This is a genomic window from Streptomyces sp. NPDC032721, from assembly GCF_055579625.1.
Genome location: NZ_JBVIMX010000010.1, coordinates 120,033 through 135,290, shown reverse-complemented (window position 1 = coordinate 135,290; position 15,258 = coordinate 120,033). Strand labels below are relative to the sequence as shown.

The 15,258-nt window shown below is 71.8% G+C and carries 14 protein-coding genes and 2 pseudogenes; 5 read left to right on the top strand and 11 right to left on the bottom strand.

The window, feature by feature from the left end; translation table 11 throughout:
* Positions 1-68 precede the first annotated feature (68 nt).
* Together ACZ5PB_RS21945 and ACZ5PB_RS21940 are read right to left on the bottom strand one after the other, a co-directional pair.
* A complete protein-coding gene (locus tag ACZ5PB_RS21945; protein WP_468693388.1) occupies positions 69-932 on the bottom strand; it encodes an NAD(P)-dependent oxidoreductase in 864 nt (287 codons plus the stop codon).
* A 97-nt stretch (positions 933-1,029) separates the two neighbouring features.
* Positions 1,030-3,012, bottom strand: a complete 1,983-nt coding sequence (locus tag ACZ5PB_RS21940) for an AfsR/SARP family transcriptional regulator (RefSeq protein ID WP_468693387.1) — start codon at positions 3,010-3,012, stop codon at positions 1,030-1,032.
* A 163-nt stretch (positions 3,013-3,175) separates the two neighbouring features.
* Between ACZ5PB_RS21940 and ACZ5PB_RS21935 the strand changes: the two genes are divergently transcribed.
* Positions 3,176-4,054, top strand: coding sequence for an alpha/beta fold hydrolase (locus ACZ5PB_RS21935; protein ID WP_468693386.1), 879 nt, complete (start codon positions 3,176-3,178; stop codon positions 4,052-4,054).
* Positions 4,055-4,235: 181 nt separating this feature from the next.
* On the opposite strand, the gene ACZ5PB_RS21930 is transcribed toward ACZ5PB_RS21935, so the two are convergent.
* On the bottom strand, positions 4,236-5,120 hold the full coding sequence (locus ACZ5PB_RS21930) for an SCO4651 family lipoprotein (RefSeq protein ID WP_468693385.1): 885 nt from the start codon (positions 5,118-5,120) through the stop codon (positions 4,236-4,238).
* 244 nt (positions 5,121-5,364) lie between these two features.
* Here ACZ5PB_RS21930 and ACZ5PB_RS21925 point away from each other — a divergent pair, with 244 nt between their 5' ends.
* Positions 5,365-6,711: an NAD(P)/FAD-dependent oxidoreductase gene (locus ACZ5PB_RS21925; RefSeq protein WP_468693384.1), complete on the top strand. Its 1,347-nt coding sequence runs from the start codon at positions 5,365-5,367 to the stop codon at positions 6,709-6,711.
* A gap of 157 nt (positions 6,712-6,868) precedes the next feature.
* Positions 6,869-7,252: a barstar family protein gene (locus tag ACZ5PB_RS21920; RefSeq protein ID WP_468693383.1), complete on the top strand. Its 384-nt coding sequence runs from the start codon at positions 6,869-6,871 to the stop codon at positions 7,250-7,252.
* A gap of 97 nt (positions 7,253-7,349) precedes the next feature.
* On the opposite strand, the gene ACZ5PB_RS21915 is transcribed toward ACZ5PB_RS21920, so the two are convergent.
* Both ACZ5PB_RS21915 and ACZ5PB_RS21910 read right to left on the bottom strand, forming a co-directional pair.
* Positions 7,350-8,057 carry a carbon-nitrogen hydrolase family protein gene (locus tag ACZ5PB_RS21915; RefSeq protein WP_468693382.1) on the bottom strand — a complete coding sequence of 236 codons (708 nt, stop codon included), beginning with the start codon at positions 8,055-8,057 and terminating at the stop codon, positions 7,350-7,352.
* Complete coding sequence (locus ACZ5PB_RS21910) at positions 8,054-8,719, bottom strand: gamma carbonic anhydrase family protein (RefSeq protein WP_468693381.1); 666 nt, start codon at positions 8,717-8,719, stop codon at positions 8,054-8,056. Before ACZ5PB_RS21910 ends, ACZ5PB_RS21915 begins: the two co-directional genes overlap by 4 nt.
* Positions 8,720-8,956: 237 nt before the next feature.
* Between ACZ5PB_RS21910 and ACZ5PB_RS21905 the strand changes: the two are divergent.
* Positions 8,957-9,313 (top strand): annotated as a pseudogene (locus ACZ5PB_RS21905) (ester cyclase); the annotation flags it as partial.
* Between the two features lie 204 nt (positions 9,314-9,517).
* On the opposite strand, the gene ACZ5PB_RS21900 reads toward ACZ5PB_RS21905, so the two are convergent.
* The 6 genes and pseudogenes from ACZ5PB_RS21900 to ACZ5PB_RS21875 all read right to left on the bottom strand — a co-directional run bounded on the left by ACZ5PB_RS21900 (position 9,518) and on the right by ACZ5PB_RS21875 (position 13,628).
* The gene (locus ACZ5PB_RS21900) at positions 9,518-11,047 is read right to left on the bottom strand and encodes an aldehyde dehydrogenase (NADP(+)) (protein WP_468693380.1); all 1,530 of its coding nucleotides are present in this window, start codon (positions 11,045-11,047) and stop codon (positions 9,518-9,520) included.
* Positions 11,048-11,151: 104 nt separating this feature from the next.
* Entirely contained in the window at positions 11,152-11,349 is a 198-nt protein-coding gene (locus ACZ5PB_RS21895) for a hypothetical protein (protein ID WP_468693379.1), read from the bottom strand.
* A 28-nt stretch (positions 11,350-11,377) separates the two neighbouring features.
* Entirely contained in the window at positions 11,378-11,863 is a 486-nt protein-coding gene (locus ACZ5PB_RS21890; protein WP_468693378.1) for an NUDIX domain-containing protein, read from the bottom strand.
* A 75-nt stretch (positions 11,864-11,938) separates the two neighbouring features.
* On the bottom strand, positions 11,939-12,460 hold the full coding sequence (locus tag ACZ5PB_RS21885; RefSeq protein WP_468693593.1) for a hypothetical protein: 522 nt from the start codon (positions 12,458-12,460) through the stop codon (positions 11,939-11,941).
* 417 nt (positions 12,461-12,877) lie between these two features.
* A pseudogene (locus ACZ5PB_RS21880) lies at positions 12,878-13,021 on the bottom strand (hypothetical protein); the annotation flags it as partial.
* 7 nt (positions 13,022-13,028) lie between these two features.
* A complete protein-coding gene (locus ACZ5PB_RS21875; RefSeq protein WP_468693377.1) occupies positions 13,029-13,628 on the bottom strand; it encodes a TetR/AcrR family transcriptional regulator in 600 nt (199 codons plus the stop codon).
* Positions 13,629-13,724: 96 nt separating this feature from the next.
* Between ACZ5PB_RS21875 and ACZ5PB_RS21870 the strand changes: the two genes are divergently transcribed.
* Positions 13,725-15,215: a carboxylesterase/lipase family protein gene (locus ACZ5PB_RS21870; protein ID WP_468693376.1), complete on the top strand. Its 1,491-nt coding sequence runs from the start codon at positions 13,725-13,727 to the stop codon at positions 15,213-15,215.
* Positions 15,216-15,258: the final 43 nt, after the last annotated feature.

Here is a 15,258-nt window from a genome sequence, read left to right as displayed (position 1 = left end):
GGGTGAGAGACATCTGCCATGGCGAAGTCCACGGCGCGGGCGCGGTCAGATCAGAGCGGTCAGTGCGGTCAGCGGGGTTGTTGTTCCGCGATGACCGCCCAGTCGTCCGCCCCTTGACCGTCGGCGATGGCCTGGTCGAAGACTGTCCGCAGGAGCTGGCCGACCGGGAGCGGAACGTCGTGGTCGAGCGCCGCGTCGAGCGCGAGGTGGAGGTCCTTGCGGCCCAGGACCGTGGTGAATCCGGCCGGTTGGTAGCGCCGTTCGGCGATCATCGACCCGTAGCCCGAGTAGACGGCTCCCGGGAAGAGCGTCGAGGTCAGCAGCTCGACGAACTGCCCGGAGTCGACACCGGCGCCTTCCGCGAGGCTGACGGCCTCGCCCAGTGACTGAATGGCGCAGGCGATCAGGTAGTTCCCGAGGATCTTCACGATGTTGGCCTGCTCGGGACGGTCGCCGAGCCGCCACGTCCGCGAGCCGATCACGTCGAAGAACGGCTGTGCGCGGTCGATCAGTTCGTCCTCACCGGCCGCGAGGATGTTGAGTGCTCCGGCTTCGGCGACCGGGACACGGCCGAAGACCGGTGCCGCGACGTACCCGACACCGGCCTCGGAGTGTGCTGCTCCGACCCGGCGGGCCAGGTCCGCGCTCACCGTGGCGAGGTTGACGTGAAGGGTCCCGGCCGGGATCCGGGAGAGGACACCGGAGTCGATGAAGGTGGCTGCGACGGCCCGGTCGTCGGACAGGACCGAGAAGACCACCGGCGCGTGCATGGCCTCTTCGACGGAGGCGGCACGACGGGCACCTGCTGCGACGAGTTGCTCGGCGGCCGCGTCGGAGCGGTTCCACACCACGACGTCGTGTCCGGCTTGCAGGAGGTTGTGCGCGATGGGGCTCCCCATTGCTCCCAGACCGATGACCGCGATGCTGCTCATGCGGAGCACCCCTTCCGTTGAAACAGTGAACAGTTAACCGGTGAACTGGCTAAGGCTGTTCAAGAATGTCATGGAGCGATCAGCGGCTCGAAGCAGTTCACCGCGAGGGTGCGAGCGCGGTGTCCAGGTCGCGGAGGTGTCGGGAGACCGGGCCCAGGGTGAGCAGGCCGCTCCCCGCACCGGCCAGTTCCGTCGCGGCCGGGGCGAGTGCGGTGCGGGCCCGTTCCGCGGTCTCGCGGTCACCGACGGCCAGGGCCGCCCGTGCGGTGAGGCACCACAGGGCTTCCTGGAGGAGGTCGCGGGGCGGGTCCGGGAGCTCGCGCAGTGCTGCGGCGGCGTCCTCGGGGCGGTGCTGCGCCAGCAGTACGTGGGGGAGTGCCCAGGGTTCGTACGGTCCCCAGTCGGTGGGGTCCTCCGGCCGTACGGGAAGTCCGTGCTGGACGCGCAGGCACAGCAGGGCGAGTGGCAGCAGGCCGTGTTCCAGACCGGGCATGCCGGAGTCGTCCAGCCGTGCGGCGGCGGCCCGGTAGGTCCTTTCGACGTCGGCGGACGGCCGCACACCGTCCGAGGCGAGCCGCATCGCCCGGTACCACTGGGTGAACACGCCCACCAACGGCAGTTCGTGGAGCTCGGCCAGCCCGTCCGCCGCCGCGGCGTGGCCGTCGGCCGCGGGGAAGTCGGCGAGCGCGCCGAGGGCCTGGAGCCGGATGAGATGCCCGAGCACCTCGTAGGTGACCAGGCCGTGCTTGGCGGACAGGGCGACCAGTTCGCCGCCGATGGCGTCCCGGCGGGCGGCCAGGCCCGTACGGTCGAAGCTCTGCATGAACGCGCCGTTGAGGGCGAAGGCCAGCAGCGCCGGATCGTCCAGCCGGCGGGCGGCCTCCACGGCCAGACGGGCGGCCTGCGCGCCGCGTGCGCCCCGGGTGCCGCGCGACTCCAGGGCGATGGTGGCCAACAGCCGCGCCCGCGCCGCCTCGTGGGCCCCGGGCGGCAGGGCGCCCAGGGTGCGTTCGGCGGCCGTCACGAGCTGCGCCGCCAGCTCGGGGTCGTCCGAGCGGGTCCAGATCGCCGGGACGTCGTACGCGCCGATCACCCGCGCCGTGAGTTCCGGATCGCCCAGCGACTCGGCCGCCGACACGGTCGCCAGGCGGTGCTCCCGTACCGCTCGCAGCCCTCCGCCGCCGGTCACCGCGAGATTCCGCAGCAGACCCACGGTGGAGTCCAGCCGGGCCCGGGAACCCTGCGCCACATTACGGTCGTAGGCGGTGGCCGCCCGCGCCCACACCTGGTCCACTCCGCCGAGCCGTTCGGCAGGGGAGGACAGCCGGTCGGCGTGGTGGAGGATGTCCGTCTCCAGCCGGCGCAGCTGCGGACCCGGTTCTGCCCCCAGCTGCTCGGCCAGGAGCGAGCGCGCCCGGCGCAGCACCGCGAGCGCGTCGCCCTGACGGCCGGTGCGGTACAGGGCGAGAGCCAGCAGCCGCCAGGCGTTCTCGCGCCAGGGGTGCTCGGTGACGTGCGCGTCCAGCTCCGGCACCGCCTCCGCGGCCAGCCCCAGCGCCAGCCGGGCCTCCGCCTGCTGCTCGACGGCGTGCAGCCGCAGCTCCGTCAGGCGGGAGCGCTCGGCGCGGGCCCAGCCGGATTCGGCGAACTCCGCGTACGCGGGCCCGCGCCACCAGCCCAGCGCCTCCGCCAGACGCGTCAGCCGGTCCGTCGGCGGCAGCGTCGCCGCGTCGGCCACCGCCTGCTCGAACCGCCAGGCGTCCACCGCGTCCGGGTCCGCGCGCAGGGCGTACCCGGGCCCCTCGGTCACCAGCAGCCGCGCCGGGGCGCGAGGCGGACGCTCCGGTTCCAGGGCGCGGCGCAGCGCGGCCACGAAGGTACGGACGGTGCTGACCGCGGCAGCGGGCGGCTCGGCCCACAGATCCTCGACCAGGCGGCCGACCGGTACGACACGGCGGCGGGCAACGACGAGCCGGGCGAGCACCGCCCGGTGCCGGGGCCCCTTCAGAACGATCGGCGACCCGTCGACGCCACCGTCCCAGGCACCCACCGGACCCAGCACCCCGAACTCGACCTGCACCTCGCACCCACCCTTTCCGGGGCACGGCCCCTCAGCACCGTAACGCGCTGACCAGATGCTCATTCGCGCCCCTCACGCTGGAAAACACCTGATCAGCTCGATCAGCCAGGAGTCCAGGAGTCCAGGAATCCAGGAATCCAGGAGTACGGAAAGAGTGAGAGCCATGGCAGCCACCATCGCCGGATTCGACTACCGGCGCGTCCCCGTCGCCGACGGAGTGTCCCTGAACGCGGCCGTCGGGGGGTCGGGCAGCCCAGTGGTGCTCCTGCACGGCTTCCCGCAGACCCACCTGATGTGGCGGCACGTCGCCGCCGACCTCGCGGCCGACCACACCGTGATCTGCCCCGACCTGCGCGGCTACGGAGCCAGCGACAAGCCCGCCGAGAACGGTGCCGACACCTACTCCAAGCGCACCATGGCCGCCGACATCGTCGCCCTGGTACGAGAGCTGGGCCACGAGCGTTTCGCGCTGGCCGGGCACGATCGAGGCGCCCTGGTCGCCTTCCGCGCGGCACTCGACCACCCCGACGCGGTGTCCCACCTCGCCTGTCTCGACGTACTGCCCACGCTGGACATGTGGGACGTGATGCACGGCGCCAGTGCCGCCGTCGGCTTCCACCTCTACCTGATGGCCCAGCCCCCGGGCCTGCCCGAGCAGCTGATCGCCGCGAGCGCGGACGCCTTCTTCGGCCACTTCCTCGACCTCTGGAGCAACGCCCCGCAGTCGATCGCCGCCGAGGTGCGCGGCGCCTACCTGGACGCCTGCCGCGAGGCGGTGCCCTCGATCGTGGCCGACTTCCGGGCCTCGTCGGGGATCGACACCGACCACGACCGGGCCGACCGCGCGGCGGGCAACCGGCTGCGGATGCCCGTCGCCGTCCTCCAGCAGGACTGGGGCGCGGCCCTGGGCTTCGACGCGGCGGCGCTGTGGGAGCAGTGGTCGGCCGACCTGCGGCACTCCACCGTCGACTGCGGCCACTTCATGGCGGAAGAGGCCCCTGTGGTCGTCGCCGGAGCCTTGCGGGACCTGTTGCGGCGGTAAAGAGGAACCCCTGGCCGGTCAGGGTCAGGGTCAGGGGACGTCGCGCAGGAACAGCGCCCCACAGGAGTGGCAGAAGGGCCGGCCCTGCGGGGTTCCCCAGGCGTCGGAGGACTGCGTGCCGGCGCCGGGGTCCAGGTCGCGTCAGCACAGTGCTTCGGCGTCCGACGGCCGCTGCGGCGGATCAGCCCGGGAGCGGGCCGCCGACCGAGCTGGCGGGTACGGCCTGAGCGTTCTTCGGGAGAGCCGGTACCTTCACCGGTTTGCCGTGGTCGGTCAGGTTCAGCGTCGTCGCGATCTTCACTTCGCCGAAGTCGCAGCCGAGACGGACCCTGGCGATCCGTCCGTCCTTGCCGACCCATACGTCGGTGGTCGCGGGGATCCGGTCGCCCAGGGACTCCAGCAGGGTCTCCAACTTCGTACGCCGGTCCTGTGCCATGCGCAGCAACAGGGCCCGGCGGTCCAGCTTGCCGCGGTAGTGGACGGTCGGGGCGCCGTTCACGTCCTCCTTGCCCACCTCGGTGATGTCGTGCGCCATGGACACCTGGCGCAGGACGTGTTCGGGGTCGTTGAGGGGTGCGCGCAGCAGGGAGTGTGCCTCGGCCTTGTCGCGGGACGTGGAGCGCCAGCCGGTCCGGCCGTTCTGCTCGTCCGGCATCCGGAAGTAGACGGTGCCGTTGCTGAAGATCTCCTCCAGGGGCACCGCCCGCCCGGCGGCAGCGCCGGTCTGGGACAGCGACACCTTCAGGCTGCCCTTGTCGGCCTTCATGTCGAAGGCGCCCTTGACGGCGAAGGTGAACTCCTGGCCTACGTTGGTCAGTTTGATCTCTTCGTTGATACGGGACGTGCTCTGCTGCGCCGCGTCGACGGCGGCACGCACCGCGGAGGCCGGGGCGACGGACGAGGGCGAGGGCGAGGGTGAGGGCGAAGGAGCGGAGGACGGCGCGGACGGTTCGGCGGAGGCCGCTCCGGCCTTGGCTTCCGTCACCCCACCTGTCGAGCCGGCGGAACAGGCTGACCCGAACACGGCCATGGCACTGACGCCGATGAGAATGGCTGAACGCCGCATGGTCTTCCCCGTAGGTGCTCGTGGGGCAAGGCGGAGTTCCCCCTTGCTGTAGAACGCACATTCTATTGCCACGGTGCGGACCGTCCCCGCACGCGTCGGTCGTACGGGCTCCTCCCCCGTGCGGGGGACCCCGTTCCCCCTGCCGAGCGATGCCGGGCGCCGGGCCCGGGTGGGACCTTTCGAAGTGAGCGGGCCGGCCCCCGGACGCTTCCGAAGCCGCTGAACTCACCTTGCGAGGAACGCCATGTCCACACCCCGGATCCTGATCGTCGGCGGTGGTTTCGCCGGGCTCGAATGCGCGTACCGGCTGGAGCGCAGGCTGGCCGCGCGGGAGGCCGAGATCACGCTGATCAGTGAGCAGAACCACCAGCTGTACCTGCCGCTGCTGCCCCAGGTCGCGGCCGGAAAGCTGACCGCGCAGTCCATAGCCGTGCCGCTGCGGCGGCTGCTGCGCCGCACCACGCTGGTGCCGGGCACGGCCGTCGGCGTGGACGCCCCGGCCAAGACGGTCGTGGTCCGCACCATCGACGAGCGGCTGCGCCCCCTGCGCTACGACTACTTGGTGCTCGCGCCCGGCAGCGTGACCCGGCAGTTCGACATCCCCGGGGTGGCCGCGCACGCGATCGGCATGAAGACCCTCGCCGAGGCGGCCTACCTGCGCGACCACGTCATCGGCCAGCTCGATCTGGCCGCCGCGGCGGTCGACGATCCCGAAGAGCGGGCCGCCCGGCTGCAGTTCGTGGTGGTCGGCGGGGGCTACGCCGGTACGGAGACCGTCGCCTACCTCCAGCGCCTGACCAGCCGCGCCGCCAAACGCTATCCGGGGCTGGACGCCGGGGAGATCCGCTGCCACCTGGTGGACCTGGCCCCGAAACTGATGCCGGAACTCGGGGAAGGGCTGGGCAAGAAGGCGCTGCGCGTCCTGGAACGGCGGGGCGTCGAGGTCTCCCTGGGCGTCTCGGTCGCCCGCGCGACCCATGACTCCGTCACCCTGACCGACGGCCGCACGCTGCCCTGCCGGACGCTGGTGTGGACGGCCGGAGTCGCGCCCAGTCCGCTGATCGCGACCCTGGACGCGGAAACCGAACGGGGCCGCCTGGTCACCGGCGCTGACCTCACCGTGCCGGGCTTCGAAGGGGTGTACGCGCTGGGCGACGCCGCTTCCGTACCGGACCTGGCGACCGCGCCGAACGCCGTCTGCGCACCCACCGCCCAGCACGCCACCCGGCAGGGCAAGGCCGCAGCGATGAACCTGATCGCCGCGATGCGCGGTTTCCCCAGCGCCGACTACCGGCACCGGGACCTCGGCCTCGTGGTCGACCTGGGCGGCCCCCAGGCGGTCGCCAAACCCCTCGGCATCCCCCTGAGCGGAATCGCCGCACAAGGGGTCACGACCGCGTACCACCTGATGGCACTGCGCACGCTGACCGCCCGCTACCGGGCCGTCGGCGGGTGGCTGCTCAACGCGCTGGCCGGCGACGACTACGTACGGATCGGACTGCAGGCGGGCCGGAAGGCCACTCTCGACGACTTCGAACGGACGGCGGGATATCTGAGCCGGGAACAGGTACGGGAGTTGACGGTCAGGTAGGTGACGGACGGACTCGCCGTCGCGACCCGGACGGCGCCGCCGGCCGCGCCATGGTGCTGGACGACTCCCACTACGGCCGGTACGCGCGGAAAGCGGCGGAGATCCTTCTGGACAACGCGCTGCCGACCGCGATCCGACCGGACGTAGTCTGCGTGTTGTGACGGAGACATACGTACTGGACGGCAGTCAGGTCAGAACGCTGGAGGACTTCTGGCGGGTCGCGGGCGAGAGCATCGGTTGCGGCGGCTACTTCGGCCGGAACCTCGATGCCTTCGCCGACTGCCTCCGCGGCGGTTTCGGGACGCCGGAGGACGGTGACTTCGTGATCGAGTGGCGCGATCACGCAACGTCCCGCCGGAATCTCGGGCACGCCGAGACGGCTCGTCAGCTGGAGATGTGGTTTCCCCGCTGCCATCCGACGAACAAGGAACACATGGCCGCCAGGCTGGCGGAAGCCCGTGCGGGCCGTGGGCCGACGGCGTTCGACTGGCTGGTCGAGATCATTGAAGAGGAACTTCCAGGGGGCCTGCGCCTTCTGTAGGTGGCCCTGGCCTCCCCGGAGTTACCGCGCCGCCGGCACGCGCCGTGCGGGGGTCGGGAGTTCCGACAGGTCTGGGCGTACCAGAAGCGCGGCGGGGCTATCCGACCTCAGCCATCACGATCATGGCCGTCCCGGTGTCGGCCTCCGCCACCAGCGCGCCGCCCGGTGCCCAGACCGAGGACCGGCCACATCCGGTCCAAGGTCCCGCCGGTCCCACGTGGTTGGCCAGGACGACGTGCATGTTCGTGTCCTTGGCGATGCCTGGATAGACCGCCGCGAGCTCCTCGGCCCCACCGCCCGTGCCGTAGAGCGAGCTGGCCAGATGTACCTGGCACCCGTCGGCGGCGCCGCGGGACGTCAGGTCGGGGAAGTGGTTGTCGAAGCACGTGGCCAGCGCGAAGCGCACTCCTGCGAACTCGAACCGCCCGTCGTGCCGTCCCGCCGCGAAGGCGTCCTGTTCGTGCTCGAACAGGTGCTGTTTCCGGTACGTGGTGAGCAGTTCGCCCTCCGCCCCGAAGACCATCGTCTCGATGGCGGGCAGCGGACCCCCGGTGGCTGCCGCGCAGTTGACGACGGTGGCGATACCGCTCCGCCGGAGCGGATCCAGGCGCGGGTCGTCCGTTGTGGCCCACAGGCTCGGGGCGGCGCGTACCGCCTCCAACTCGTAGCCGGTCAAGGACAGTTCGGGGAACACCACCAGTTCGGCGCCACTCTCCCGAGCATGCCCGGCCAACTCGGCCATCTTCCGGACGTTGGCGGAGACATCGGCCGGTACGCAGGTGAACTGACCTGCTGCGATCTTCATGGAGCTTCATCCTGCCACGCCGGTCCAGGGTCCAGAACCTCGTCGTCCGCGTGCGTGCCGAACTCGGCGACGCGTACCTCCGCGATCTGCTCGTACCGGCTGATCCGGTCGGTCCACTCCGCGTCGACACCGAACGCCGCCTGCGCGAAGCCGACCCGGCCGACGGCCTCGGCCAGCCCCGGATCACCAGGGGCGAGCAGCCGCACCGGCGCGTCCAGCGCCACGGTGTGCGGCGGTACGAAGTACTCGTCCGGCACCACGGTGCGCGCATGGACGAGCGCGCCGACGGCGACGACCGAGCCCGCCCCCAGCCGTGCGTACTGCAACACCGTCGCCGAGGTCGCCACGTACACGCATCTGCTCACCTCGCAGCCCAGCAGCGTGGCATGCGGCCCCACGAAGACGTGGTCCCCGACGAGCACCGGCTGATCGCCGGCGACCGCGGACCCGCGCAGCACCGCGTTCTCGCAGATCACGGCCGCCTCCCCGACCTCGATCCGGGATCCCTCGGCATCGAGCACCGCGCCGTACATCACCCGCGCCCTCGGCCCCACCCGGACATCGCCGACCAGCGTGGCCGTCGGGGCGACGTAGGCGGTGGGATGGACCCGCGGTGCGTGCCCGCGGTGCCGGATGCGGATTCCCTGCGCTCCAGTGATCATGCGCGGATTCTCGCCCGGCCGACCACGAGCGCGCTCGCGGTTTTCTGACCTCGTGTCCATCGGGGCCGGTGCCACCCCGTGGGGTGAGCGGATCCGGTGCCACCCCGCGAGGTGAGCGGATCGCCGTCACACGTCGTAGGCGGCGCGCCGTGTCACATTTCCGGCCGCCGCGTCGTCGTACTGCTGAGTGACCGCCCGGCAGGGCATCACGACCAGCACAGAACAGGGAGTGACCACATGTCAGCAGTCGAGGCGACGAACAACACGGCGCTGCTCCACCGCTTCCACGCCGCCGTGAACACCGGCGACCGGGCAGCCATCTCGAAGATGATCGACGAGGTCTGCGCACCGGACCTGCTCTTCCACATGCCGGTACCCATGGACCTGACCGGGGCCGAAGCGCTGAAGCAGGTGTGGGAGGTGCTCCTGCGCGCGTTCCCCGACATCCACGTGGCCCTTGAGGAGACGGTCGCGGAGGGCGACAGGGTGGCCTCCAGGAACACGGTGACCGGGACCCACCTGGGTGAGTACCGGGGCATGCAGCCCACCGGGAAGAGCGTCAGCTACAGCGAGATGTTCATCTTCCGCTTCGCCGAGGGGCGGGTGGCCGAGATCCGGGGCGTCGTCGACGTCCTCTCCCAACTGCGCCAGCTGGGCGGGGGGTGGTTTTTGGGGGGGGGGGGGGGAGGACCCCCCCCCACCCCCCCCCCCCCCCCCCCCCCCCCCCCCCCCCCCACCCCCCCCCCCCCCCCCCCCCCCCCCCCCCGCTGCCCGGCCACCACCGCCCCCTGCCGTCCCTCATCCCTCCCGGCGGCCGTCCACCGTACGCGGCAGGCCCAGCGGATTGTCCTCGCGCAGCTCCGCCGGGAGGAGCGCCTCCGGAGTGTTCTGGTACGCGACCGGCCGCAGCCAGCGCTCGGCGGCGGTGAGACCGACCGAGGTGGAAGTGGACGTGGTCGCCGGGTAGGGGCCGCCGTGGTGCTGGGCGGGGGCCACCGCGACGCCCGTCGGCCAGGCGTTGACCAGGACGCGGCCGGCCAGCGGGGTGAGGCGGGCGAGCAGGCCGGCCGCGCTGCCGGACGTCGCCTCCTCCGCGGAGACGTGCAGCGTGGCGGTGAGGTTGCCGGGCAGCCTCGCCAGTACCGCGTCCGCCTCCGCCGGGTCCTCGTACCGTACGAGGACGGTGACCGGACCGAAGCACTCCTCCAGGAGCAGGTCGTGCCCGCCGCCCTCCTCGGCGAGCCTTGTCGCGGGCACCGTGAGGACGCCCGCCGCGACCGTGTGCGCATCGTCGAAGACGGGCTCGACGGGTGTGCCGACGCCGTCGAGCCGGGAGCGCGCGCCGACGCCCGCCACGAAGTTGTCCCGCATCCGGTGGTCCAGCATGACCCCGGGCCCGACCTCCGCCAGGGCCTGGCCGAGCGCCTTCACCAGTTGGTCCCCCGCCCCGCCCGCCGGAACGAGCACCAGTCCCGGCTTCACGCAGAACTGGCCGACGCCCATCGTCATCGACGCGGCGAGGCCCGCCCCGATCTCCTCCGCGCGCTCGGCGGCGGCGGCTCCGGTCACCCACACCGGGTTGAGCGAGCCCAGTTCGCCGTGGAAGGGGATCGGAGTGGGCCTCGCCGCCGCGGCGTCGAAGAGCGCGCGCCCGCCCCGTACCGAACCCGTGAACCCGGCGGCGGCGACCAGCGGATGCCGGACCAGTCCGACGCCCGCGTCGAAACCGTGGAGCAGTCCGACGACACCCTCGGGCAATCCGTGCCGGGCGGCGGCCCGGTGCAGGACCGCGACGGTGGCCTCGGAGGTGGCCGGGTGGTCCGGATGGGCCTTGACCACCACCGGGCAGCCCGCGGCGAGCGCGCTCGCGGTGTCGCCGCCCGCGACCGAGAAGGCGAAGGGGAAGTTGGAGGCCGAATAGACGGCGACGACGCCGAGCGGCACCTTGTAGCGGCGCAGGTCGGGGACCGGGGGAGTGGCGGTGGAGTCGGGGTGGCTGATGATGATGCCGAGGAAGGAGCCCTCGTCGACGGCGTCGGCGAACTCCCTCAACTGATAGCAGGTACGGGTGAGTTCCCCGTTGAGCCGGGTCGCGCCGAGCGCGGTCTCGGTGTCCGCGAGGGCCACCAGCTCTGTCCGCGCCTCGTCGAGGAGTCCGGCGGCGGTGCGCAGGAAGGCGGACCGCCCGGCCCGGTCGGCGAGCGCACCGCGTGCGGCATGGGCGGCTCGGACGGCCGCATCGACGGACGCCTCGCCGGCCTCCACCGCCACCTGCTCGCGCCGCTCGCCGGTTCGCGGGTCGATGCTCCACACGGGTATCGCTGACACCGGGGCTCCTGTTCCTGTCACGGGTTCATGATGTGTTCGAAATAGCGAACAACGTTCACCATTTCGGATACTGAGGGCAGGTTAGGCGCGCCGGAGAAGGCCGGTCAAGGGCGGTCCGCCAACGAGGTGCGCGCGGCCCACCACGGGTGGGACGGGCAAGACGGGCCGGTCCGCACCCGGTTCGGGGCGAGCGCCGACCGCGACGGCAACTGCCGTACCTGGCTCGGCAGCCCGGCCCCACCTGTGCCGGGCCGGGCCACCACGGCCACGACGGACAGGGCAGCCGCGGCCTGCACCGACACCGGGACAACTCCTCTCCCCGCCCCGGGGCTAACGGCCGAGGACAACCGGGAGCTCAGGAGCCCCCTGGGCGATCAACTCGCCCAGCGCAGTGGCCAGTTCGCGTGGACCGAACAGTTCCGGCCCCCGGTAATCGGCGATCTCGTCCAGCCGCCACCACTGGAACGACGTGAGGTGCTCAGCAGCGAGCTCGGCCTCCGACAGCCTGCCCGCCGGCTCGAACGCCTCGGCAGTCACCAGGAAGTAGTCGTTGATGACACCGTCGTAGCCTTGCGCGTAGTCAGGCCCGATGAGCCGCTGGTGCCACACATGCCGCAGTGGACCGTCAAAGTCGAGCCCCACTTCCTCCAACAGCTCGCGCCGCAGAGCGGAGCCTGCCGACTCCCCCTCTTCGATCCCACCACCCGGGGTGATCCAGACGACTGCCCCCGGAAGCACGCACCGGCACAGCAGGATGCGGTTCTCCTCATCCAGCACGACCCCACGCGCCGCGTGCCGCAAGTTCAGCGAAGACATGATCGAACACTATGTGCAGCCCCGGGCAGCTCCCACCGCGCGTCTCCGCGCGCTGACAGCGCCCCTGAGCAGCCGTCACGCGGTGGGATCCACGTTCCACACCACGGGCAGATCGCTGCCGCAGAAGACGCAGACGAAGTCGTCCTCGCGCACGATGTTGTGCTCCTGGCAGCCGGGGCACCGCCGGAACACCACCTCATGGGTGAAACCGGAAGGCCGCTGGAGTCCTACGGCGTCCAGAGCGCGGGCGACCTCCGCCCAGGAGCTCACGTCCGGGCAGTATCCGGTGGACTGGTTGCTGATCTCGCTCACGGTCCACCGGTCCACCTCACGCACGAAGCTGATCTCGCCGGCGCCCAGAACCCTGTCCCCACCGGCACAAGCCACATGCTCGCTCCGCCGCGCAGCCAGCCGCAGCACGCCGTCCACACCGACCACGAAGGTGAACGGTTCGGCCAGCTCCGCCGCCGACTGCTCCACGATCCAACTACCGAAGTCACCCGCCGAGCCGATCCGACGCCCACCGTCACCGTGCCGGACCGCAGCCTTCAGCTCCACTGGTCCGACATATCGATAATTCCGTCCCCGACCGGCCACGTCGGCCAACCTAGACCAGTCAGGGACCTCGGCGGGATCAGCCGTGGGCTTCGGCGCCCGATGGGGAGCAGGATCAGGCAGTGGCCGGCGCCCGGTAGGCGCGGAGGAAGGTTCGTACTCCCTCCACCAGGAGGGGCTGTACCCGGGTGTCCTCCAGGGCGTTCGCGGAACCGACGTCCGGACCAGTCGTTGCAGCGTGGCGTACTCGGCCGAGTCGAGCATGTCGGTCGCGATGCGCATCGCGAAGGCGACCAGGGCGTCCTCCAGGCCGTCGGCCCCGGCGCGTGCCGTGACGGTGCCGTCGAGGGTGTTGTCCAAGGTGCGCCGGATCGTGCCGATCAGTGACTGGCCGACGTCGTCGACGACCGCGCGCAGTAGCGTCTGCTTGTCGCCGAAGTAGTCGTAGACCGTCCGCTTGGACACCTCCGCGCGGGCGGCGATCGCGTCGACGCTGGTCCGGTCGAAGCCGCGGGCTGAGTGCCCTGCCCGTGGGGGAGGGAAATCCGGTGCACAGTGCGAATCCGTCAGGTCTGGGAGAACGCGGACGCCTTCCGCGCGCATATGCGGGTCACGTACTGCTGAACATCCGGTCCAGATGTACGTCGATGGCGGCGAGCGCGTCCCGGGGCTCGATCACGTCGAGCTCGATCAGGGCGGTGAAGCCGGTGAGGGCGAGGAGCAGGTTCGTCTCGGTCGCCGGGTCGCGGCCGGAGTCGATGTGTCCGTCGGCGATCGCCTGGCGGACCAACTGCTCGACGAGGTCCCGCCCTTGACCGAGGCCTCGGCGCGCCTGCTCGTGCACGGCCCGGTCGTGCAGCGCCTCCAGGACGTACGCGGCGCTCATCCGGCTGGTCGCGCGGGCGTCGGCGTGCAGGGGGAGCATTTCCGCGAGCATCAGCCGCAGCACGTCACGGGGGTGCGGACGGTCACCGAGCTCTTCGAGTCCCCGCTGTACGCGCACCGAGGTCTGCTCGGACGCGAAGTCCATCGCGAAGGAGAGCATGGCGGTCCGGGAAGCGAAGTAGTGCTGCAGTTGCCCGAGCGACATGCCCGCCTCCTGCGCCACCACGCGCATCGTCAGCTGCGTGACACCGCGCTGCTCCACCACCCGCCACAGCGCGCGGGCGATCGCTTCGCGGCGTCCGCGGTGGTCCACCTGTTTCGGCACCGCCGGCTCCTTTCTCGTACCCTGGAATTTTTCCAATACGGTCGACATAATACACCTGACCGATAATCCTGGACGCGCTCACAGGAAGGAATCGTCATGTCCGAACAGCCGAAGGTACGGACCACCGAAGGCGTGGTGCAGGGGCTCCGGCGGCAGGGGCACGCGGTGTTCCGTGGCATCCCCTACGCCCAGCCCCCGGTCGGAGCGCTCCGGTTCGCCGCGCCCGCGCCGCCGCACCGCTGGGAGGGGACGAGGCAGGCGGTCGAGTTCGGTCCCGCGGTGCCGCTGTCCCTGCCGGTCGAGGTGACCCCGCAGGGCACCGACTGGCTGACGCTCAACGTCGGCACTCCGGATCCCGGCGCGGCGGGACTGCCGGTACTGGTGTGGATCCCGGTGGGCGGCTACCTCTCGGCGGCGTCGGCCGACCCGATGTTCGACCCGGCGGCGCTGGCCCAGGCGGGAATCGTCGTGGTGACCGTCAACTGCCGTGTAGGCGCCGAGGGATTCGCGTTCCTCGACGACGTACCGCCCAACCGCGGATTCCTCGACCAGATCGCGGCACTGGAGTGGGTGCAGCGCAACATCGCCGCCTTCGGAGGCGACCCCGGCCGGGTCACCGTGGGCGGGACGTCCGCGGGGGCGGGCTCGGTCGCCGCCCTGCTGACGATGAAGTCCGCGCGCGGCCTGTTCCGGCGGGCCATCGCCCATTCCGTGCCGGGGCTGCACAGCACCCCCGCGCTGGCACGGCAGGTCACCGCCGCGTTCGCGGACCGGGTCGGCGCGGCGGCCCCCACCGCAGAGGCCCTGCGCGACATCGACCCGTGGCACCTGGCCGGGGAGCTCACCTCCTTCAACGCCGGCCTCCACGCGCACCGGGAGAACTGGGGACGCCTCACGGAGACCGGCACCTCGCTGTGCCCCGTCGTCGACGGCGAGGTCCTCCCCGAATCGCCCTGGACCGCGCTGAGTGGTGCGCGCGCGAACGGGACCGAACTGCTCGTCGGCCACGCCCGGGACGAATTCCGGTACTTCAGCGTCGTGAGCGGACGGCACGGCACCTTCACCGAGGAGGACGCCCACGCGGCGCTGGAACTGCTCGCCCCGCAACCGGGCGGCGCGCGGGCCTACCGTGCCGCGTTCCCGCAGGCGGGCCCGGAGGAGCTGCTGGAGACGGTGTACTCCGACGCCCTGTTCCGCATGCCGTCACAGAAGCTGGCCGAGGCGAACGCCGCAGCCGGCGGCACCTCGTACCTCTTCGAATTGTCCTGGGTCGCCCCGGCCCGCGGCGGCCTCCTCGGCGCCTGCCACAGCCTCGACCTGCCCCTGGCGTTCGGCACGCTGGCCAGCCCCGTCGGCAAACAGCTCATCGGTGAGGAGCCCACTCCCGAGGCCCTCGCGGTCTCCCGCGAACTCCAGGGGGCGTGGGTCCGCTTCCTCACCACCGGCGACGCGGGCTGGTCCGCCCACCGTCCCGGCGAGTACCTCACCCGCGTCCTGGACGCCGAGCCGAAGACCCTGCCCTACCCCGAAGAGGCATCCCGCCGGATCTGGGAGGGCCACGCCCCGGCCGCCTTCGATCATGCGTAACGGTCGCCCGTCCGCTGCCGCCCGCTGCCCGGCGGGCGAACCG